Origin of the sequence: Micromonospora sp. NBC_00858 (assembly GCF_045207365.1) — a bacterium.
Taxonomy (GTDB): Bacteria; Actinomycetota; Actinomycetes; order Mycobacteriales; family Micromonosporaceae; genus Micromonospora.
Map to the genome: position 1 here is coordinate 572559 of NZ_CP108828.1, position 16617 is coordinate 589175.

The 16617-nt window shown below is 71.7% G+C and carries 19 protein-coding genes; 11 read left to right on the plus strand and 8 right to left on the minus strand.

Annotation, left to right across the window (positions count from 1 at the left end; translation table 11 throughout):
* Positions 1–187: 187 nt before the first annotated feature.
* The 4 genes from OG990_RS02715 to OG990_RS02730 all read left to right on the plus strand — a co-directional run bounded on the left by OG990_RS02715 (position 188) and on the right by OG990_RS02730 (position 5047).
* On the plus strand, positions 188–985 hold the full coding sequence (locus tag OG990_RS02715) for an SGNH/GDSL hydrolase family protein (protein WP_406078888.1): 798 nt from the start codon (positions 188–190) through the stop codon (positions 983–985).
* Positions 986–1136: 151 nt separating this feature from the next.
* Positions 1137–3758 (plus strand): FtsK/SpoIIIE domain-containing protein, encoded by a 2622-nt coding sequence (locus OG990_RS02720; RefSeq protein WP_406078889.1) that lies wholly within the window; start codon positions 1137–1139, stop codon positions 3756–3758.
* Positions 3759–3760: 2 nt separating this feature from the next.
* Positions 3761–4657: a hypothetical protein gene (locus OG990_RS02725; RefSeq protein ID WP_406078890.1), complete on the plus strand. Its 897-nt coding sequence runs from the start codon at positions 3761–3763 to the stop codon at positions 4655–4657.
* Positions 4658–4669: 12 nt separating this feature from the next.
* Positions 4670–5047, plus strand: a complete 378-nt coding sequence (locus OG990_RS02730) for a hypothetical protein (protein WP_406078891.1) — start codon at positions 4670–4672, stop codon at positions 5045–5047.
* 17 nt (positions 5048–5064) lie between these two features.
* Here the strand turns inward: OG990_RS02730 and OG990_RS02735 are convergent, their stop codons facing one another.
* Positions 5065–5676: a hypothetical protein gene (locus tag OG990_RS02735; protein ID WP_406078892.1), complete on the minus strand. Its 612-nt coding sequence runs from the start codon at positions 5674–5676 to the stop codon at positions 5065–5067.
* Positions 5673–5828: a hypothetical protein gene (locus tag OG990_RS02740; protein WP_406078893.1), complete on the minus strand. Its 156-nt coding sequence runs from the start codon at positions 5826–5828 to the stop codon at positions 5673–5675. The genes OG990_RS02735 and OG990_RS02740 overlap by 4 nt, the downstream gene beginning before the upstream one ends.
* Before the next feature lie 337 nt (positions 5829–6165).
* Here OG990_RS02740 and OG990_RS02745 point away from each other — a divergent pair, with 337 nt between their 5' ends.
* From OG990_RS02745 to OG990_RS02760, 4 genes are all read left to right on the plus strand, one after another.
* Positions 6166–6384, plus strand: a complete 219-nt coding sequence (locus OG990_RS02745) for a winged helix-turn-helix domain-containing protein (protein ID WP_354861024.1) — start codon at positions 6166–6168, stop codon at positions 6382–6384.
* Positions 6385–6580: 196 nt separating this feature from the next.
* Positions 6581–6850, plus strand: a complete 270-nt coding sequence (locus tag OG990_RS02750) for a DUF6244 family protein (RefSeq protein ID WP_256483105.1) — start codon at positions 6581–6583, stop codon at positions 6848–6850.
* A gap of 339 nt (positions 6851–7189) precedes the next feature.
* A complete protein-coding gene (locus OG990_RS02755) occupies positions 7190–7636 on the plus strand; it encodes a hypothetical protein (protein WP_406078894.1) in 447 nt (148 codons plus the stop codon).
* Complete coding sequence (locus OG990_RS02760; RefSeq protein ID WP_406078896.1) at positions 7633–8097, plus strand: hypothetical protein; 465 nt, start codon at positions 7633–7635, stop codon at positions 8095–8097. Before OG990_RS02755 ends, OG990_RS02760 begins: the two co-directional genes overlap by 4 nt.
* Positions 8098–8104: 7 nt before the next feature.
* Here OG990_RS02760 and OG990_RS02765 read toward each other — a convergent pair whose 3' ends face one another.
* The gene (locus OG990_RS02765; RefSeq protein ID WP_406081628.1) at positions 8105–8527 is read right to left on the minus strand and encodes a Fic/DOC family protein; all 423 of its coding nucleotides are present in this window, start codon (positions 8525–8527) and stop codon (positions 8105–8107) included.
* Between the two features lie 133 nt (positions 8528–8660).
* On the opposite strand from OG990_RS02765, the gene OG990_RS02770 reads away from it, so the two are divergent.
* Positions 8661–9587, plus strand: a complete 927-nt coding sequence (locus OG990_RS02770) for a pyridoxamine 5'-phosphate oxidase family protein (RefSeq protein ID WP_406078897.1) — start codon at positions 8661–8663, stop codon at positions 9585–9587.
* A gap of 549 nt (positions 9588–10136) precedes the next feature.
* Here OG990_RS02770 and OG990_RS02775 read toward each other — a convergent pair.
* From OG990_RS02775 to OG990_RS02790, 4 genes are all read right to left on the minus strand, one after another.
* Positions 10137–10583: an ASCH domain-containing protein gene (locus OG990_RS02775; protein WP_406078898.1), complete on the minus strand. Its 447-nt coding sequence runs from the start codon at positions 10581–10583 to the stop codon at positions 10137–10139.
* 59 nt (positions 10584–10642) lie between these two features.
* A complete protein-coding gene (locus OG990_RS02780; protein WP_328418821.1) occupies positions 10643–11050 on the minus strand; it encodes a hypothetical protein in 408 nt (135 codons plus the stop codon).
* A 137-nt stretch (positions 11051–11187) separates the two neighbouring features.
* On the minus strand, positions 11188–11631 hold the full coding sequence (locus OG990_RS02785) for a nitroreductase family deazaflavin-dependent oxidoreductase (protein WP_406078899.1): 444 nt from the start codon (positions 11629–11631) through the stop codon (positions 11188–11190).
* 236 nt (positions 11632–11867) lie between these two features.
* Positions 11868–13334 carry an MFS transporter gene (locus OG990_RS02790; protein WP_328418819.1) on the minus strand — a complete coding sequence of 489 codons (1467 nt, stop codon included), beginning with the start codon at positions 13332–13334 and terminating at the stop codon, positions 11868–11870.
* 216 nt (positions 13335–13550) lie between these two features.
* Here OG990_RS02790 and OG990_RS02795 point away from each other — a divergent pair, with 216 nt between their 5' ends.
* Positions 13551–14132 (plus strand): TetR family transcriptional regulator, encoded by a 582-nt coding sequence (locus OG990_RS02795; RefSeq protein WP_328418818.1) that lies wholly within the window; start codon positions 13551–13553, stop codon positions 14130–14132.
* 86 nt (positions 14133–14218) lie between these two features.
* Here OG990_RS02795 and OG990_RS02800 read toward each other — a convergent pair whose 3' ends face one another.
* Positions 14219–15574: a pentapeptide repeat-containing protein gene (locus OG990_RS02800; protein WP_406078900.1), complete on the minus strand. Its 1356-nt coding sequence runs from the start codon at positions 15572–15574 to the stop codon at positions 14219–14221.
* Between the two features lie 231 nt (positions 15575–15805).
* On the opposite strand from OG990_RS02800, the gene OG990_RS02805 reads away from it, so the two are divergent.
* Positions 15806–16594, plus strand: coding sequence for an alpha/beta fold hydrolase (locus tag OG990_RS02805; protein WP_355609680.1), 789 nt, complete (start codon positions 15806–15808; stop codon positions 16592–16594).
* Positions 16595–16617: the final 23 nt, after the last annotated feature.

The window sequence follows — 16617 nt, forward strand, 5'->3', positions numbered from 1 at the left end:
CCATCGGGGTGTTCGCCCCGCCAACCTAATCGACAACTGTGAACGTCGCCGGCCCGCCGCGCGGTGTCGTCGCGCTATTCCATTGATCTGAATGTTTCGATAGCATTACCGACTAGTAACAAGAGACCCACCCCTGGCCACGCGCGCGGTCGCAGGATCCCACCCCCCTGTCCTGTGGAGGTCCGTCATGCCCCACCGCCCGCTGGCCCGCGCACTGGCCGCGCTGGTCGCACTCTTCACCGCCGCCCTCGGCGCCGTGCTCGTCCCTGGCACCGCGCAGGCCGCTGCCGTCAACTACGTCGCGCTCGGCGGCTCGTACTCCTCCGGCGTCGGCGCCGGCCCGTACGACCTGTCCGGCTGCCTCCGCAGCCAGAAGTCGTACGCCCCGCTCTGGGCGGCCGCCCACGGCGTGACCAGCTTCAACTTCCGGGCCTGCGGCGGTGCGGTCACCGCCGACGTGCTCAACGACCAGGTCAGCGCGCTCAGCGCCAGCACCACCCTGGTCACCATCACCATCGGTGGCAACGACGCCGGCTTCGTCAACGTCATCACCAGTTGCCGGTTCGGCAGCACCTCGTCGTGCACCAACGCGGTCAACACCGCCAAGGCCTTCGCCACGTCGACGCTGGCCGGCCGGCTCGACGCCACCTACGCCGCCATCCGTAACCGGGCTCCCAACGCCCGACTGATCGTCCTCGGCTACCCGCGACTGTTCGAGACCAGCTCCTGCGGATGGCTGGCGATGAGCACCTACAAGCGCACGATCCTCAACGAGGCCGCCGACGTGCTCGCCTCGGTCACCGCCAGTCGGGCCAGGGCGGCCGGCGCCACCTTCGCCGACACCCGGTCCACCTTCGCCGGGCACGGCGTCTGCGCCGGCGACCCGTGGATCAACGACATCTCCGGGATCATCGAGGCGTACCACCCGGACGCCGACGGCTACCGCTACGGCTACCTGCCGGCGCTGAACGCGGTCACCGGCTGACCCGCACACCCCTCCCTGACGGCCGACGGTCCACCCCGGACCGTCGGCCGCCGCGCGCCGACCCGACCCGGTCGCGTCGGTACTGTCCCGGTGCCACCGCCGTCCGTTAGGGTTTCCGCGAACCGGACAGCCGTGGCGTGGGAGGCAGAGCGTGGGCAGGCTCGCGTCGGCGTACGGGCAGGCGGTCAGCGCCCACCGGGCGGCCCGGTCACACCTGGACACCGCCCGGGGCGCGCTCGGCGCGGCACCGGCTCCCGTCGCGCCGGTCGGCGCCGACGAGCTGGTGGCCCGACTGGCCCGGGTCGGCGGCGCGCTGGCCACCCCCACCCCGGGCGCCACCCCGCTGACCGACGTGCCGACCGCGGTCCGGGTCGGCGAGGCGTCCACTCCCGACGGCGGTTTCCCGGTGCTGCTGCCGCTCGGCGGCGGCCACCACCTGGCGCTGGACACCGACGCCCGGGATCCGCGGGTCGCGGGACTGCTGCGGGCGCTGGTGCTGCGCCTGGTCGCCACCGCCCCGGCCGGGCAGGTCCGGGTCGTCGGCATCGACACCGCTGCGCTGGGCGCCACCTTCGGCCCGCTGCGCCCGCTGCTCGACGCCGGGGTCCTCGACCCGCCAGCGACCGGTGAGGGCGAGGTGGCGGCACTGCTGGACGCCGTCGAACAACACGCCCGCGCCGCGCAGCACGCCGAGCCCGACACCCGGCAGCTCCTGGTGGTCGTCGCCACCGCGGCCCCGCCGCCGCGCGAGCTGGCCCGGCTCGCCGCGCTCACCCACGCCGGCCCGTCCGCCGCCGTCTGCGTGCTGCTCGCCGGTCACCCGTCCCGGCTGCCCGGCGAGACCTCGCCACCACTGGGCGGCACCACCGCGGTGCGGCTCACCGAGCGGTACGCGTACGTCGGCGATCCGCCCGGCGTCCCGTTCAGCGCCGACGGCAGTGGCCTCGCCGCGCCGGTCCTGCTCGACGGCGACCCGCCGCCGGCCTCGGTGCGCGCCCTCGCCGAACACCTGGGCGCCGCCGCCCGTCGCGCTGACGCGCTGCACTTCGCCGAGCTGCTGCCGGAGCGACGCTGGGCCGAGTCCGCCGGCAACGGCCTGCGGACCGTCATCGGCCGGGTCGGCCGCGCCCCGCTGACCGGCGACACTTCACCGACGGGCGCCTTCGACTCTCCACTGACGGGCGCCTTCGACTCTCGGCTGACGGTCGCCTTCGACACTGCAATGACGGTCGCCTTCGACGACGCCACCCCGCACTGGCTGGTCGGCGGGCGCACCGGCGCCGGTAAGACCGTCTTCCTGCTCGACGTTCTGTACGGGCTGGCCGCCCGCTACTCGCCGGCCGAGCTGCAGCTCTACCTGCTTGACTTCAAGGAGGGCGTGAGTTTCACCGAGTTCGTGCCCACCGGGCGGGACCCGTCCTGGCTGCCGCACGCCCGCGCCGTCGGCATCGAGTCCGACCGCGAGTACGGCCTCGCCGTGCTGCGCGAGCTGCGCCGGGAGGCGCAACGCCGGGCCACCGCCCTCAAGCGGCACGGCGTCACCAAGCTCGCCGACCTGCCCCGGGACAATCCGCTGCCCCGCATCGTGGCGGTCATCGACGAGTTCCACGTGCTGCTCGCCGGCAACGACGCGCTGGCCCGCGAGTCCGTCGACCTGTTGGAGGAGTTGGCCCGCAAGGGCCGCTCCTACGGCGTACACCTGGTGTTGGCCAGCCAGAGCATGACCGGCATCGAGGCGCTCTACGGTCGAGCCGAGGCGATCTTCGGGCAGTTCGCGCTCCGCGTGGCGCTGCCCGGTGGTGGCGGGGTGCTCGACCCGCTCAACGACGCCGCCGCGGCCCTGCCAATCGGCTCCGCCGTGGTCAACACCGCCGCCGGCGCGGTCGGCGCCAACACCGTGCTGCGGTTCCCCGACGCGCACGCCGCCACCGCCGACCTCGCCGCGCTGCGCCACGAGCTGTGGCAGGCCCGCCCGCAGGGCTCGCGCGCGCCGGCGGTCTTCAAGGGGTACGAGGCGGCGCGAGTCGAGGACGACACCACCTTCGCCGGCCTACGCCCCGGTGGCCGACGCCCGATGGCCCTGGTCGGCCGGACGGTCGACGTGCACGGCACCACCGCGCTGTTCCTGATGGACACCACTCCCGGCCGGCACCTCGCCGTGGTGGGCACTGCGCCGGCCGGCGCGGACGTGCTGCGCGCCGCGACGCTGAGCCTGGCCCGCCAGCACGCCGCCGGCGACGCCCGATTCCTGCTGGCCTCGCTGGTCACCGCCGCCGACCCGGTTGCCGACGAGACCGAGACCGCGCTGCGGGCCGCCGGCCACCAGGTGCAGCGCCTCGACGCGGCGGGGCTGCGCGACCGGATCGCGGCACTCGCCGAGGCGCCCGACGGGCGCGAGTACCTGGTGGTGTTCGGGATGGACGCCGCCGCGCCGGTGCTCGGGGCGGCCGACCCGGTCACCTTCCGCTCGGGCCTGGACGACCTGCGTACCGTGCTGCGGCAGGACCCCGGGCAGGGGGTGCACCTGCTCGGCTGGTGGCGCGGGCTGCGTCGGCTCGCCGACGACCTCGGCGGCACGCAGAACCGCGACGACGTCGCCTGCCTGGTCGTGCTCAACGTGCCCGGGGCCGAGCTGGCCCTGCACCTCGGGGTGCACGACCTGGCCTACACGCCGCGCGCCGACCGGGCGCTGCTGATCGACCGGCACGACCAGCGCACCCGGCTGATCGTGCCGTTCGCCCGGGACGGGCACGAGCTGGACGGGGAGCACTGACGGTGTCCTTCGAGGAGTACGCGGCGCTGGCCCGACAACTCGCCGAGCAGCGTCGAGTCGGCGAGCGGAATGCCGCGGCCGAGTCCGAGCGCCGCCGTGACCTGCACGCCGCCGTCGACTACCTGCACCAGCGGCTGACCGCCCAGGGGCACCGCCTCGACCAGCTCGGCCGGGCGATCGGCATCGACCAGCCAGCCGCTGTCGCGAGGCCCCAGCAGGGGCACCCGGGCTCCGGGCCGGGTGCGGCCGGTACCTGGCCGAGCCCGCCACCCGGGACCGGGTCACCCGGCGACTCCGCTGTGGTGTCCGGCCCGCCCGCCGGCCCTGGACCTGGGGGCGGCGGGCCCGACGGCGCAGCCGGCGCGCCGGGGCGGGCGGATGTCGGGGCGTACCCCGAGCTGCCGGTGGGTGAAGCGCGGCTGGCGCTGCCGACGGCGGTGAGCCCGGCGGGCGCCGGGGTGCCGGCGCAGCGTGCGGCGGCGGTCGACCCGGCGGTGGAGCTGGAGTTGGCCCGGCGGATGGCCGACGAGGCGGACCGGCACGGGCACCAGGCGGAGCTGCTGGCCCAGCGTCCGGCGCTGCTGCCGACGTGGTCACCGCTGGCGCGGGCGGTCGCTGTCTACGCCGGGTGCGGGGCGGCGGCGGGAGTGCTCATGCTGACCCTGGTGCTCGCCTCCGGGGTCGGCCTGGTCGACGGGTTCACCCTCGGCGCGTGGATCTGCGCCGGGTTGCCCGCGCTGGCGTTCTTCGGCGGGTACCTGGTGCTCGGCCGGTGGGGGCGGCCCGCCATGGTCGCCGGCAACCCGCCCCGCTACCTGCCGCTCGGGTTCCTGATCTGTTTCCTGCTGGTCCCGATGGGCTACTGCGCGTACCTGCTGCTCTTTCGCACCCTGCGCTGACCCGTCGGCGGCGTGCGCGGCGGCCGCGAGGATCTCGTCCCGTTCCCGGTCGGTGAGGCCCTCGTCCTCCAGCAGCCCGAGCAGCAGCACCGTCCGGGCGACGATCGCCGCCGCGCTGTCCGGCACCGATGGGTGCTCGCCCAGCGCCGCCCAGACCAGCGCCTCGGCCAGCGCCGGGTCCACGTCCTGTCCGGAGGCGTCGTAGCGTTCCCGGGCGGACGCCACGAACCGGATCACCGGCGCCCGGTCCTGCCCGGCCACGAACCGCCGCCGCACCGCCACCAGCAACGCCCCGGCGAGCAGGTCGGCGTACCGCCGCCAGTCCGGCTCGCCGAACCGCCGCAACCGCCGGTCGTGGCCGCGCAACCGGCCGGACAGCAGGCCGCGTAACGCCTGGTGAGGGTCCGTCAGCATCGTCGCTCCCTGATCATCGTGAATCGGGTGAGTGCCCGCCTATTTCGGCGTCTCCTGGTCACCAGTGCGCTCGCCGCGTGGCAGCCGCGTGCGATCTCCTCGGTGGTGGTGCTTACGAGCCGGTTGGGTGCGGGTGCCACCGGCTCGCCGGTCAGCGCCGCCACCGAGCGGTCGATGCGGCAGCCGCCGACCGCGAGCCGAGCGGCGACCAGGTCCAGTCGGGTGATCGCCGCCGAAAAGTGCCGGGCCGCGACCGCGTCCGCCACTTTTCGGGTACGTCGGAGCCGGTCCTCGGTCACCGCCAGCCGCCAGCGGACCCGGGCAGCCAGCGCGGCGGCCCGGTCCGCGTCGGCGCGGGCCGTGCGCAGCCCGGCGATCAGCTCGCCGGCCGAGTTGCCTTCCAGGGGCGCGCTGGTTGAGTCACGGGTCGCGGCCAAGCCGGCGTAGACCAGACTCAGCGCTCGCCAGCACTCGGTGACCGCGTCCTGCCAGGGCAGCCGCCGACCGGGCGGCCCCGCGCCGTGCGGGTGTGCGCTGGCACGATCGGCGGCGGCGATCGTGGCAAGCCAGGCGTCGCGCAGGTCGTCCACCGCGTCTGCGTTCATTCACCCGCCTCGGCGGTGGACTTGACCAGGAGGGCGAAGCGCACCTCGGGGCAGGGGTAGTCCGCGCCGCACTCGCAGAGCCAGCGCCGCACCACGCGGGGCGGATGGGCGAAGAGGATGTCGTCGGCGTCCTCGACGTCCTGATCGGACACGAGGCGATGGTCTGGCCCCTGTCGGGCGGGTGGGTCGTCGGGTCCTTCGTCGGGTTGATCGGCCATCGGCTGGCTCCCGTCGGGTCGGTCTCCTTGCTGCTCATGGCGTTGCGTCGGGGCGGCGTGCGGGCGCGCCCCGGCACGCCCGGCCGGACGGGGGGACCGGCCGGCCGGGCGCTCTCTGCGCGGTGGGGAAGAACCAACTCCGGGTTTGCAGACCTGGGAGCCGGTCGATTGGAGCTTTACACAACTAGTCACAGATAGCAAGCATGACAACACGTTACTTGTCATGAGTAGTTGCGCGTGATCAAATGGCGGGGCAGACCTGGGAGTCCACATGCCCGTCAAACCGAAGTGGGAACAGCTCGCGGATCACATCCGGGGCCAGATCGAGTCGGGAGAACTCGCACCGGGGGACCAATTGCCGTCCACGGTGCAGCTCAAGACTCAGCACGGCGTTTCAACGACCGTGGTCCGGCAAGCCATCCTGGTTCTTCAGACTCAGGGTTGGGTGCAGGGCGTTCACGGGCTTGGCGTGTTCGTCGCCGACCGCTGAATTCGCCCATGCCGTCAGGCATCGCTCCAGATCTTGGAAGGAAACTGGCCTCTGAGGGGCCGAAACCCTTCCAAGATTCACTGCCTCAGGGTCACGAGTGAGCGAGCGGGCGGTCGCGGAGGGTGCGCGGATCTCGTACGCTCCCTTGTGGTCTCCGCCGGTGCGGTGGTGGAGGCGATGGTCGACCACGGGGAGGATGCGCGTGAGCGCAGCACAGATCATCGCGAGGTTGGCGGCGGCGTCGCAGAAGCTGGACGAGGCGAAGGCCAAGACCGCAGCGGCAGCGCAGGACGCCGCCGAAGCGCGGGCGCTCGTCGCCGGCGCGCTGGAGGGTGTGGCCGCCGGCCCGCTTATCGGCATGATCGACGCGTACCGTCAGGCACTCGCGCAGGCGTCCCAGGGCGGCGACCCGGCCAAACAGCACGTCCAGGAGACGATCGCCAAGGTCCGAGCGCTGGGAAACTGACCACGGGTGGTGGTAGCACAGCCCACCAACCACCCGTGGCCGCCGACTTCACATTGCGACCAGCGATTCCAGGGACGGAATCAGCGCTGCCCAACCGAGAAGCCAGACGCGAGGCGCGGAGCCGAGAAGACTCCGAGGCTCCACCGCCCGCACGGCGCAGGAGCGTCAGGCCGGAGGCAATTGCTGTTGGCGGGTCAGCGGCAGCAACAGCGTGGGCGACTGTCGCAGAGTTTTTACCGGCTCTGCCGAAAGCGGTAGCCGGCGTCGTCCTCGGTGTCGTGGCAACCTGGGGATCCCTCAAGGCTTACAAGGCAAGATCGCAAGATAGCGGAGGTTCCGTTGAAGATCGATGAGCGAGTTGAGCAACTCGTCCGAGATGCGTTGCACTGGGCCGTCAAGCGGCAGCCGGTTGAGTTTGATGAGGCGCTCAAAGCGTTCTCCGACGAATCAACGCGGCAGTCGGCCATGGAGTTGCTCGTTGCTATCTCGACCTTCGTCAGTGCTGACATCTGTGGAGGCAGGCCATCGCCCGGGCAGGTCCAGGAGTTGGCCACCGAGGTCGCCGAAGCGGAGACCTGGAGTTCGGCAACCTCTCCGGAAATCGAGACTTTCCTCAGCACGATTCTGGCCGGCCGCCCGCTGTCGGGTGTCCTACCCGCCAGCAGCGCAGTTGTCCTTGCCTTCGTTGTGGCCGCAAGCCTGTTGTCCGCACGCCCAAAGAGTGAGGGGGAGTGGTGGTTCAACTACCTGGACAAGGTGGAGGCGGCGATCGAGGCGGCGGGGTGACGGGCGTACCTGATCCGGCTGATCGGAGCGGCGGCGAGCTGGACGGCTACCACATCGGCCATCTGCCGGCGGGCATCCGCGATCTGGTCTCGGACTTCGCCTCCGAGTGGGAGGGCGTCAGTTTCGCCACCCGGGTCTGGGAGCGCCGAGTCGAGGGTGGCCATCGGGTCGACCTGCGCGTGCACGTGCTCCGGGGCGACCGGCTGGGCACTTTCGTCGAGCTACGCGACTTCTTGGCCGAGTACCACGAGCGCGATCCTGCCGACTGGGCGCAGGCTGAGTTTCGCCACGGTGAGGCTCCCGGCCTCATCGGTGCCGCCGAGGCGTTCTGGCTCGACCGGCCCGGCCTGGCTGTCAACGTGCTGATCGACTCGGAGCGCTTCGTCTCGGGCGACCTGTCGACGATTGTGCAGTCAATCACCGCCGCTCACGGAGGCGCGGGCGTTTCCGCATTGCCGTAGCGCAGCGTCAGCTCAGACGGCGGACGACCGGCCGCAGGACGGTGACAAGAAGGCTCGTGTCGGTGGTAGTCAGGTGGGCGCGGCACGCAGCGATGTTGTCAGTCTCGTTGAGCTCCGACCAGTCGAGTAGATAGCCCGCTGCGGCACCGAACTGTCGGAGGAACGACCGTGTTGTCCGGCCGTTGCCCTCACGAAAGGGGTGACACACGTTCAACTCGCCATAGTAGTGGGCAAGTGTATCGACGAACGCTTCGGGCTTCAGGCCGAGAAGGAAGCCGTCGGTGCTAAGTCCACCGAGGATCGTGCTGACTTGATCGTCGATGAACCGCCAGTGACAGAAGCGTGCTCCTGGCTTGCCGATATCGACGGGGCTGGTTTGTCCGGCCCACTCGTAGAGATCGCCGAAGAGCTTCTGGTGAAACGTCTGCAGATGGCTAAAGCGACGTGGTCACCGCCGACCTCCATGTCGGCCGGGCTTCGCGGCGGCGGATCCACCCGAGTCGCACGGATCACGTACGAAGATGTGGTCCTAAGTGGACGAATACCGATTAGGATCTTGACCCGTGACAGTTGTCGAACCATCCCTCGCGAAGGTCATCGCCGCGCACCGTACGTGTGAGTTCACCACCCTCGCCCGCGATGGCACACCGCTCACCTGGCCCACCGCGGTGTGGTTCCGGCCGGACGGTACGTTTCTGGTCACCACGTCGTTGGGCTTCCCGCAGAAGGCGTTGAATGTACGCCGGGACGGGCGGGTCGCGCTGCTCTTCTCCGACCCGACCGGCAGCGGGCTCACCGATCCTCCCCAGGTACTCGTGACCGGTACGGCCGCCTGCCCGGACGAGATCGTGACCAGCCCCGAGGGGATCGAGCCGTACTGGGCGACGATGTTCGAGCGGCAGCCGGACAGCCGCTCCTACCTCCGGGCGTCGGCGCGCTGGCTGACGGACTGGTACTACCTCCGACTACTGATCACCGTGACGCCGAGCAGCATCCGGTCCATGGCCGCGCATCCGGCAGCCGCCGAGGCCGCTCCGGCCGGTACGTCGGCTGCGGCCGGCCGGATCCTCGGGTCGGAACTGCTCGCCGAATTTCCCAGCGCGGTGCTCGGCGCACGGGACGTAGACGGCGCTCCGATCCTGTCGCGCACCCGCCCGGTCCCCCGCGCCGGCGGGTACTCACTCGACGTTCCCACCGACGCCAAGATCGCGCCGGGGCCGGCCAGCCTGCTCGTGCACCGTCATGACGACCGGCTCGGCAACCTGCGGAACGCGCTGGTCAAGGGTGATCTGGTACGCGACGACGGCGGCTGGCTGCTGGTGCCCCAGCGGGTGGTGGAACCGTCCCCCGGCAATGGCGCACGGGCGGTCCTGCGTACTTTGCGCGCGACCCGCCGGAGCACGCGATCCTACTTGGCACGCCGTGGCCTCGCCCGGCCACGCGTGCAATGGGACCAGTTCCAGAATATCGTCGACAGCCGCCCGTCCTGACCGCTCCCCCGCCACCGACCGTCCGGCCCGCGTGGCGCCGATTGCCGATGCCGCCGACCGGAGCGGGACGGGGCTCCGGCTCGAGGTCCTGATCAAAGTGGAGATCCGGGCGTGCCGGAGACCGAACTGCCCCCGGACCACGAGCCATTCGATCTCGGCCGGCTGTTCAACCGGGGTGCCGACGAGCCACTGACACCGAGACACCGTACGGAGCCGCCGAACGGCGGTGGCCGCCGAACCCGGGTAGGGTCCGACGGCCACCGCCATCAGCCAACGACAACCGCCGCCAGGGTGATCGGGCAGGATCCGGGCCGGATGGTCAGATCCCACCGACCCGCGTGTCGCAGGGCGAATCCGGATCCAGCGTGACGTCGTGCGTCAGCGTGAGGCCGACAGCGACCTTCTGTTGCTTGACCTTCGGGGTCCAGCCCTCCCGGCTCACCACCGCCTGGTAAGTCCCGGCCGGCAGCCAGTAGACGTAGTGTCCCTGGCCGTCGGCCCGCAGGGTGTATCTGGTCTTGCCACCCGTGCCGGCATCGGAGTGGACGCCTATCTGCGGAAACCGTAGCTATCGATGTCTGCGGGGTGCACCAGCCGGAAGCGCTTGGTCAGCACCAACGTGTCGTCGTTCACGGTGAAACCAGGGTCGCCCAGCTCCGCCCGAACCTCCGCACTGTGCCAGAACCTCTCGTGACCGGCCCGCCACTGTGCCACTGTCTCATCACCCTCACCCTCGTCGAGGGCGTGCTGAAGGTCCACATCCGCGAGCCGGACCACCCGCACCTCGGTCACCTCGATCGCCGCGACCCGCCGTTCCTGCGAGTCCACCACCGCCATTCGCTGGCCGACCCGGGGCAACGGCTCATTCTCGCGCTCGTATCCGAGCAGCAGCCCAGAGGTCGTGGTCTTCGCGCCGGACAGGATCGCGGCCACCAGTTGATCCCGTAGCGGCCCGGGGAACGCGAACTCCACCAATGGCAGATCATCGAGTTTCATGCCGTACATGCTTCCCCGGCCGGTCCGCAGAGGTGGCCCCGGGTCACCTGCCGACAAGCTCAGCGAGTCACGCGGATCGTTTCGTCGAACTGCAGGAACTCACAGTTTTCCTGGGCACACAGTTCGAAGGATCCGGTGGCCAGCGCCACGCCCTTGTTGAAGGCGAAGCCGCCCGCCTCCGCAAACACCCGTCCCGTCACAGCCTGAGGCTCGCCCGTGCAGGAGACAGGCGCCCAGCCCGACCCGTACGCCACCCGGTCGCCCGACCGCTGCCTGAGGATCAGCTCCGAGCCGCCGGACATGCCGTTTTGGCATGTCACGGTAAGGGTGAGGTCCACGGCGACGCCTCGCGCGACCAGAGTCGCCGACGTGACATCGACGGTACTCGCCGCGCTCGCCGGCGTCGGCGCAAGCAACACGAACAGCGACAGCCCGAGCAGTGCGATGGTGGTTGCGATGCGGCGCACAGTCGTTCTCCTTGTCGGAGTGGGTGCTTACCTGCGGTCACCATAGCGCTCATCGACGCTCTTGTATCGACCCTTGTCGCGCGGGCGTCTTCATCACCGTCCAGATCGGCCTCAGGAGGCCGTGCGGATGACCGGCGTCAGGCGCGTTCGACGATGACCACGGGGATCTCGCGGTCGGTGTCCTTTTGATAGCGGGCGTACGTCGGGAAGACCGCCGTCATCACGGGCCACAGCCGGGCGCGTTCCTCGGCTGTCGCGGTGCGGGCGCGCCCGGTGAACCGCTCGGCGTCGACCTGGATCTCCACCGCGGGGTCGGCGTTCAGATTCAGGTACCAGGCGGGGTGCTTCGCCGCGCCGCCGGCCGACGCCGCCAGCAGATAGCTGTCGCCGTCACGGCCGTAGATCAGCGCGGTCCGGTGCAGCCTCCCGGACCGGCGGCCCCGCGTGGTGAGCAGCAGTGCCGGGTACCCGTGGTATTTACCGCCGTCGGCGCCGTCGGTCTCCACGTAGCGCCGGATGTGGCTGGCGACCCAGCCGACAGGGCTGTCCTCGATCGTCTCGTCCTGCTCAGCCGCGGTCACGGGACCACCTCCTCGGCGGAGCCTAGCCGTCCAGGGAGTGTCGGGGTGGCCCCGCGAAGGGCGGCTGAGCGCGGGGCGGGGCAGTGACAGCAGCCCTCTGACCTCAGACCGCGTCGTAGGCGTCAAGGCTTACATCCGTAAATATCGACAGTGCTGCGCGTGCAGGTCGTCGCGGTCGGAAACGGGGCAGGCAGCATGAGCTGCCTGCCCCGTTCCGACCCGGGGGCCGGTGCGGTTCAGCGGGTCGACGGCATGGTGGCGAACTCGCCGGCTAGCTCCGACTCGACGATCGTCGCGGTGGACGGCCGGCGACCGGACGTCGCCCGCCGGGCGGACGGGACGGCCAGGGCCGCGAGCGCGGCGGCGAGGGCGATCGCGGTGAGGACCAGAAAGCCCATCGTGAAGCCGGCCTCCCGGGGCAGGCCGTTGGCCTGCGGGTGGGCGGTGATCACGCCGCTGACCACGGCGGCGCCGATCGCGCCGCCGATGGTGCGGATGTTGGCGTTCATGCCGGTCGCCACGCCGGTCTGGCTGGCGGGCACGCTGCCCACGATGAGGTTGGCCATCGAGGCGAAGGCCAGGCCGATGCCGAGGCCGACCAGGCCACCGGCGATGGCGACCTCCCAGCGGGTGTCGTGCGCGAGGGCCAGCATCGCGGAGGCGGCCACGTTGAACGCGGCACCGGTGGCGAGCTGCGCCTTCGCGCTGAAGACCGCCTGGAGCCGGCCGGCGACCAGGCCGGCGATGAACATCGCGACCAGCATCGGCAGCATGAGCAGGCCGGCCTGGCTGATGGTGGCGCCGAAGCCGTAGCCCGCGGCCGTCGGGGTCTGCACGAACTGCGGGAGGAACGCGTACACGGAGAACATCGACGCGCCGTAGAGCAGGGCGACCAGGTTGGTGGTCCAGACGCCGGGCAGCCGCATCATCCGCATGTCGATCAGCGGGTTGGTCGACCGAACCTCGGCGACCAGCCAGCCGACCAGCAGCACCACGGCGAGCGCCAGCAGGCCGAGCACCCGGCCGGAGGTCCAGCCCCAGGCCGCGCCCTGGCTGATCGGCAGCAGCAGTGCGACCAGCCAGCCGGAGAGCAGCAGCGTGGCCCGCCAGTCGATCCGCCCGGGGGTACGCACCGGCGACTCGGGCACGAACAGGTGGGCGGCGACGGCGGTCAGCCCCACCACGACCATCGGGATCCAGAACAGCCACCGGTAGTCCAGTGCGGCCACGATCGGGCCCGCGAGGACGACGCCCAGGCCACCGCCGGCGGCGACGATCGCCGAGATGGCGGCGACGGCGGAGGAGACCCGCGCGGCGGGGAACTCGTCACGGATGATGCCGAACGACAGCGGGAATACCGCCCCGCCGACACCCTGCACGACCCGGGCGATGATGAGCACGCTGATGTTCGGCGCGATGGCGGCCAGCAGACAGCCGATGGCGAGCGCGGCGAGCGAGACGACCAGCATCCGCTCCTTGCCGACCATGTCGCCGACCCGGCCGAGGATCGGCGTGAAGATCGACGCCGACAGCAGGTAGGCGGTCAGTACCCAGGTCACGGTGTTCTGGGAGGTGTGCAGGTCGTGCTGGATGGTCGGCAGCACCGGGGTGATCAGCGACTGGAGCATCGCGAAGAACCCGGCGCCGGCGGCCAGCACGGAGAAGGTGAGCCGACGCGAGCCGCGTCGGGAGGTCACTGCCACGAAAGGAAACTCCCTGATTGGCGTACGGAAGGAGGTTTTGACGCCCGTCGTGCGCGGCGGGCAGGCTGTCGGGTCCGGGCGATCGGGTGGCCAGGCGGATCGGGCGGTCCCGAGGTAAGCTAACCGGAGGTATGCCTCCGGGATTCCGGAGGGGTGCCTCCACTAAGCTAGCGGAGGGTTCCCTCCGGATGCAACCAAGGTGAGGTGACGCACGTCATGACCAGCGCGGGGCAGGTGCCCGAGGTCTTCGCCCGGCGGCCCAAGCGGGCTGACGCGCGGCGCAACTACGACGCGCTGGTGGCCGCTGCCCGCGAGGCGTTCGCCGAAAACGGCGCGTCCGCATCGCTGGAGGACGTGGCCCGCCGAGCCGGCGTCGGCATCGGCACCCTCTACCGGAACTTCGCCAACCGCCAGGAGCTGTTCGAGGCCGTCTACGTCGAGGAGGTCCGGACACTCTGCCGGTCCGCCGAGGACCTGGCCGAGCTGCCCCCGTGGGACGCCCTCGTGGCCTGGCTGCACCGGTTCGTCGCGTACGTGGCCACCAAGCGGGCGCTCGCCGAGGAGCTGCTGCGCGACTCCGAGGTCTTCCGGAGCTGTCGGACGGAGATCTACGCCGCCGGCGAGCCGATGATGCACCGTGCCCAGGCGGCCGGGACGGTCCGCGAGGACGTCGGCTTCGACGACGTGGTGCGGCTGATCAGCGGCCTCACCATGGCCCAGTTCCCGTCGACCGAGCAGCGTGACAGGGTGCTTGGCGTGGCCCTCGACGGCCTGCGGCCTGCGCCCGCCGCCCACTGACTCATCCGCCGCGCTGGCGGCCGTGCCGGGCTGACCGGCGACGTGTCGAGCTGACCGGCGGCGCTCGGTGCGCCATCGTGCCGGCGTCAGCGGTCGACGAGCAGTAGCCACTCGTCGTCGAGTCGTTCGACCGTCGTCCCGGCGGGCCAGGCGTGTCCGCCGCCGGCCACCGCCCGCGCCTGGTCGACCTGCGGCGGCTGGCCGAACTGGGCGCCGTCGAACCTGCCCGCGCCGTGGAACCGGGCCCGGCCGAAGTTCGCCGCCCCCTCGAAACGCGCCTGCTCGAAGCACGCGTCGGCCGCGAACACGGTCCACCGGAAGAGGGCCATGTCCGCGAAACGGACCGAGCGGAACCCGGCGTACCCGGCGAACTCGGTGTGCTCCATGGACAGCCCGCCGAGGAACGTGGCCTGCCGGAACCTGCTCCCGTCGCCGAAGCGGGTCGCGTCGAAGCTGGTCGGCTGGTGGAAGGTCGCCCGGTGAAATGACGTCGGGCCGGCGAAGCCGGCCCGACGGCAGGACAGGCCGGCGGTGAAAACGGCCCGGTCGAAGCTGGCTTGACCGTCGAAGCGGGCGTCGTCCAGGACCACCTCCGCCTCGGCGGTGAGGTCGTCGAACGTGACGGCGCCGAAGACCGCCCCGAGGCGGAGCCGCCCCCGGGCGGTCGCACCGGCGAAGCTGGTGACACCGGTGAACACCGCCCCGGTGAAGTCCGCGTCGACCAGCGTGCAGCCGGCAGCGTCGAAGTCGACCAGTCGGGCCCCGGTCAGATCAAGCGTGATCTGCGGCCAGTGGGCCGGGTCGTCCGCGCGCAGGTGCCGGGTGAGCACCCGCTGCGCGGTGCGTCGGACCTCCGTCTCGCGCGGCTCGTCGTCCGGCGCCGGCATGCGCAGGTACGCGCAGAGCACCGCCGCGATCGTCGGCCGCTGCGCCGGATTGTCCTGGCCGAGGCGTTCCAGCGCGTGCAGCCCGCCGAGGCGTACCGCGGCGCTGTCGTTGCCGAGCAGCTCGACAGCGCGGGTGTAGAGCTCGGTCAGCCGGCGCTCGGCGGCGTCGTGCTCGGCCGCTCCGGACTGCCGGTCCTGGTGCCGCTGCGCGACCTCGGCCGCCGACTCGGCGTGCGCCTGCACCCGGTCCCGGTGGGCCTGGTCCCGGGCGGCGACGCTCTCCTGGTGCCGCTGGGCGCGTTCGGTGATCCACTGCCGGCGGGCGGCCAGCAGGAGCGCCAGCCCGCCACCGGTGCCAGCGACCACGGTCAGGCCGGTGCGGATCGCGTCGATGCGCAGCGTGGCGCGGGTGTCCGGCTGGGTGGCCCGGTCAGCCTCGGTGAGCAGCAGGTCCAGCACCAGCCAGCCCAGGGCGGCAGCGAGGAGCAGGCCGACCAGGACCAGCCACCACGGCATCACCCGCAACTGGCGCTCGGTGAGTTCGTCGGCGGCCACGGCCACAGCATGCCATCCGCCGTTCCGAGCCGGGGTACGCGCGGCCGGCCGGGGGTCCGATGTGGAGTCCGCCGATTTGCCGGTTTGCGCCCCCGCCGGAACAACGGGTTACCGGCGCGTAACAAGTCATTGACGTTTCCAAATTGTTGCGCGCATCATCGTCGCACGGTCGATCGGACACCCCCACCCACCTGCCCGGCTCGCCGGGTGCCTCCCCCCGGAGGTGCAGCCATGCTGCTCCGAAAGACCGCCCTCGTCCTGGCCCTCGCCACCGCCGCCCTGCTTGCCACCACCGCCACGGCCACCGCCGCCCCCGCTGAACCCGCCGCACCCGCGGCCGCCCCGGTTGCCGCCGCCGCGGCGGCCAACCCCGTCATCGTGGTCGGCGGGCTCACCGGCGTCGCCGTCGCGTACGAGCCGATCGCCGCCCGACTGCGCGCGGACGGCTACCGGACCTTCATCTACCAACTCCCCGGGCTGGGCTTCGGCGACATCCCCACCTCCGCCCGGGCGTTCGCCACCTACGTCGGCCAGGTGCGCGCCAGCACCGGCGCGGCCACCGTGGACGTCGTGGGTCACTCCGAGGGCGGCCTCGTCGCCCGCTACTACCTCAAGCGGCTCGGCGGCACCGCCAACGTCGGCCGGTACGTCAGCCTGGGCTCGCCGCAGTACGGGACCTACGTGGCGAACATCCTGGCGTTCCTGGGTCTCGGCAGCTGCGCCGGCGTCGTGGCCTGCCAGCAGATGACCATCGGCTCGGCCTTCCTCGCCGACCTCAACGCCGGCGACGACACCCCGGGCGCGGTGCGCTACACCACCATTCGCACGCTGCAGGACGAGCTGGTCCGGCCGACCGGGAACGCCGCCGTCAACGACGGCGCGACCAACGTGCTGATCCAGGCGTACTGCCCGGTGCGGGTGGTCGGGCACCTCGGGTTGGTGCTCGACGGCACCTCGTACACCATCGTGCGCGGCGCCCTGGCCGACGGCCCGGTGCGACCCAACTGCCTCGCGCTCTGACCCGGTCCGCGCGGGTGGCCCCG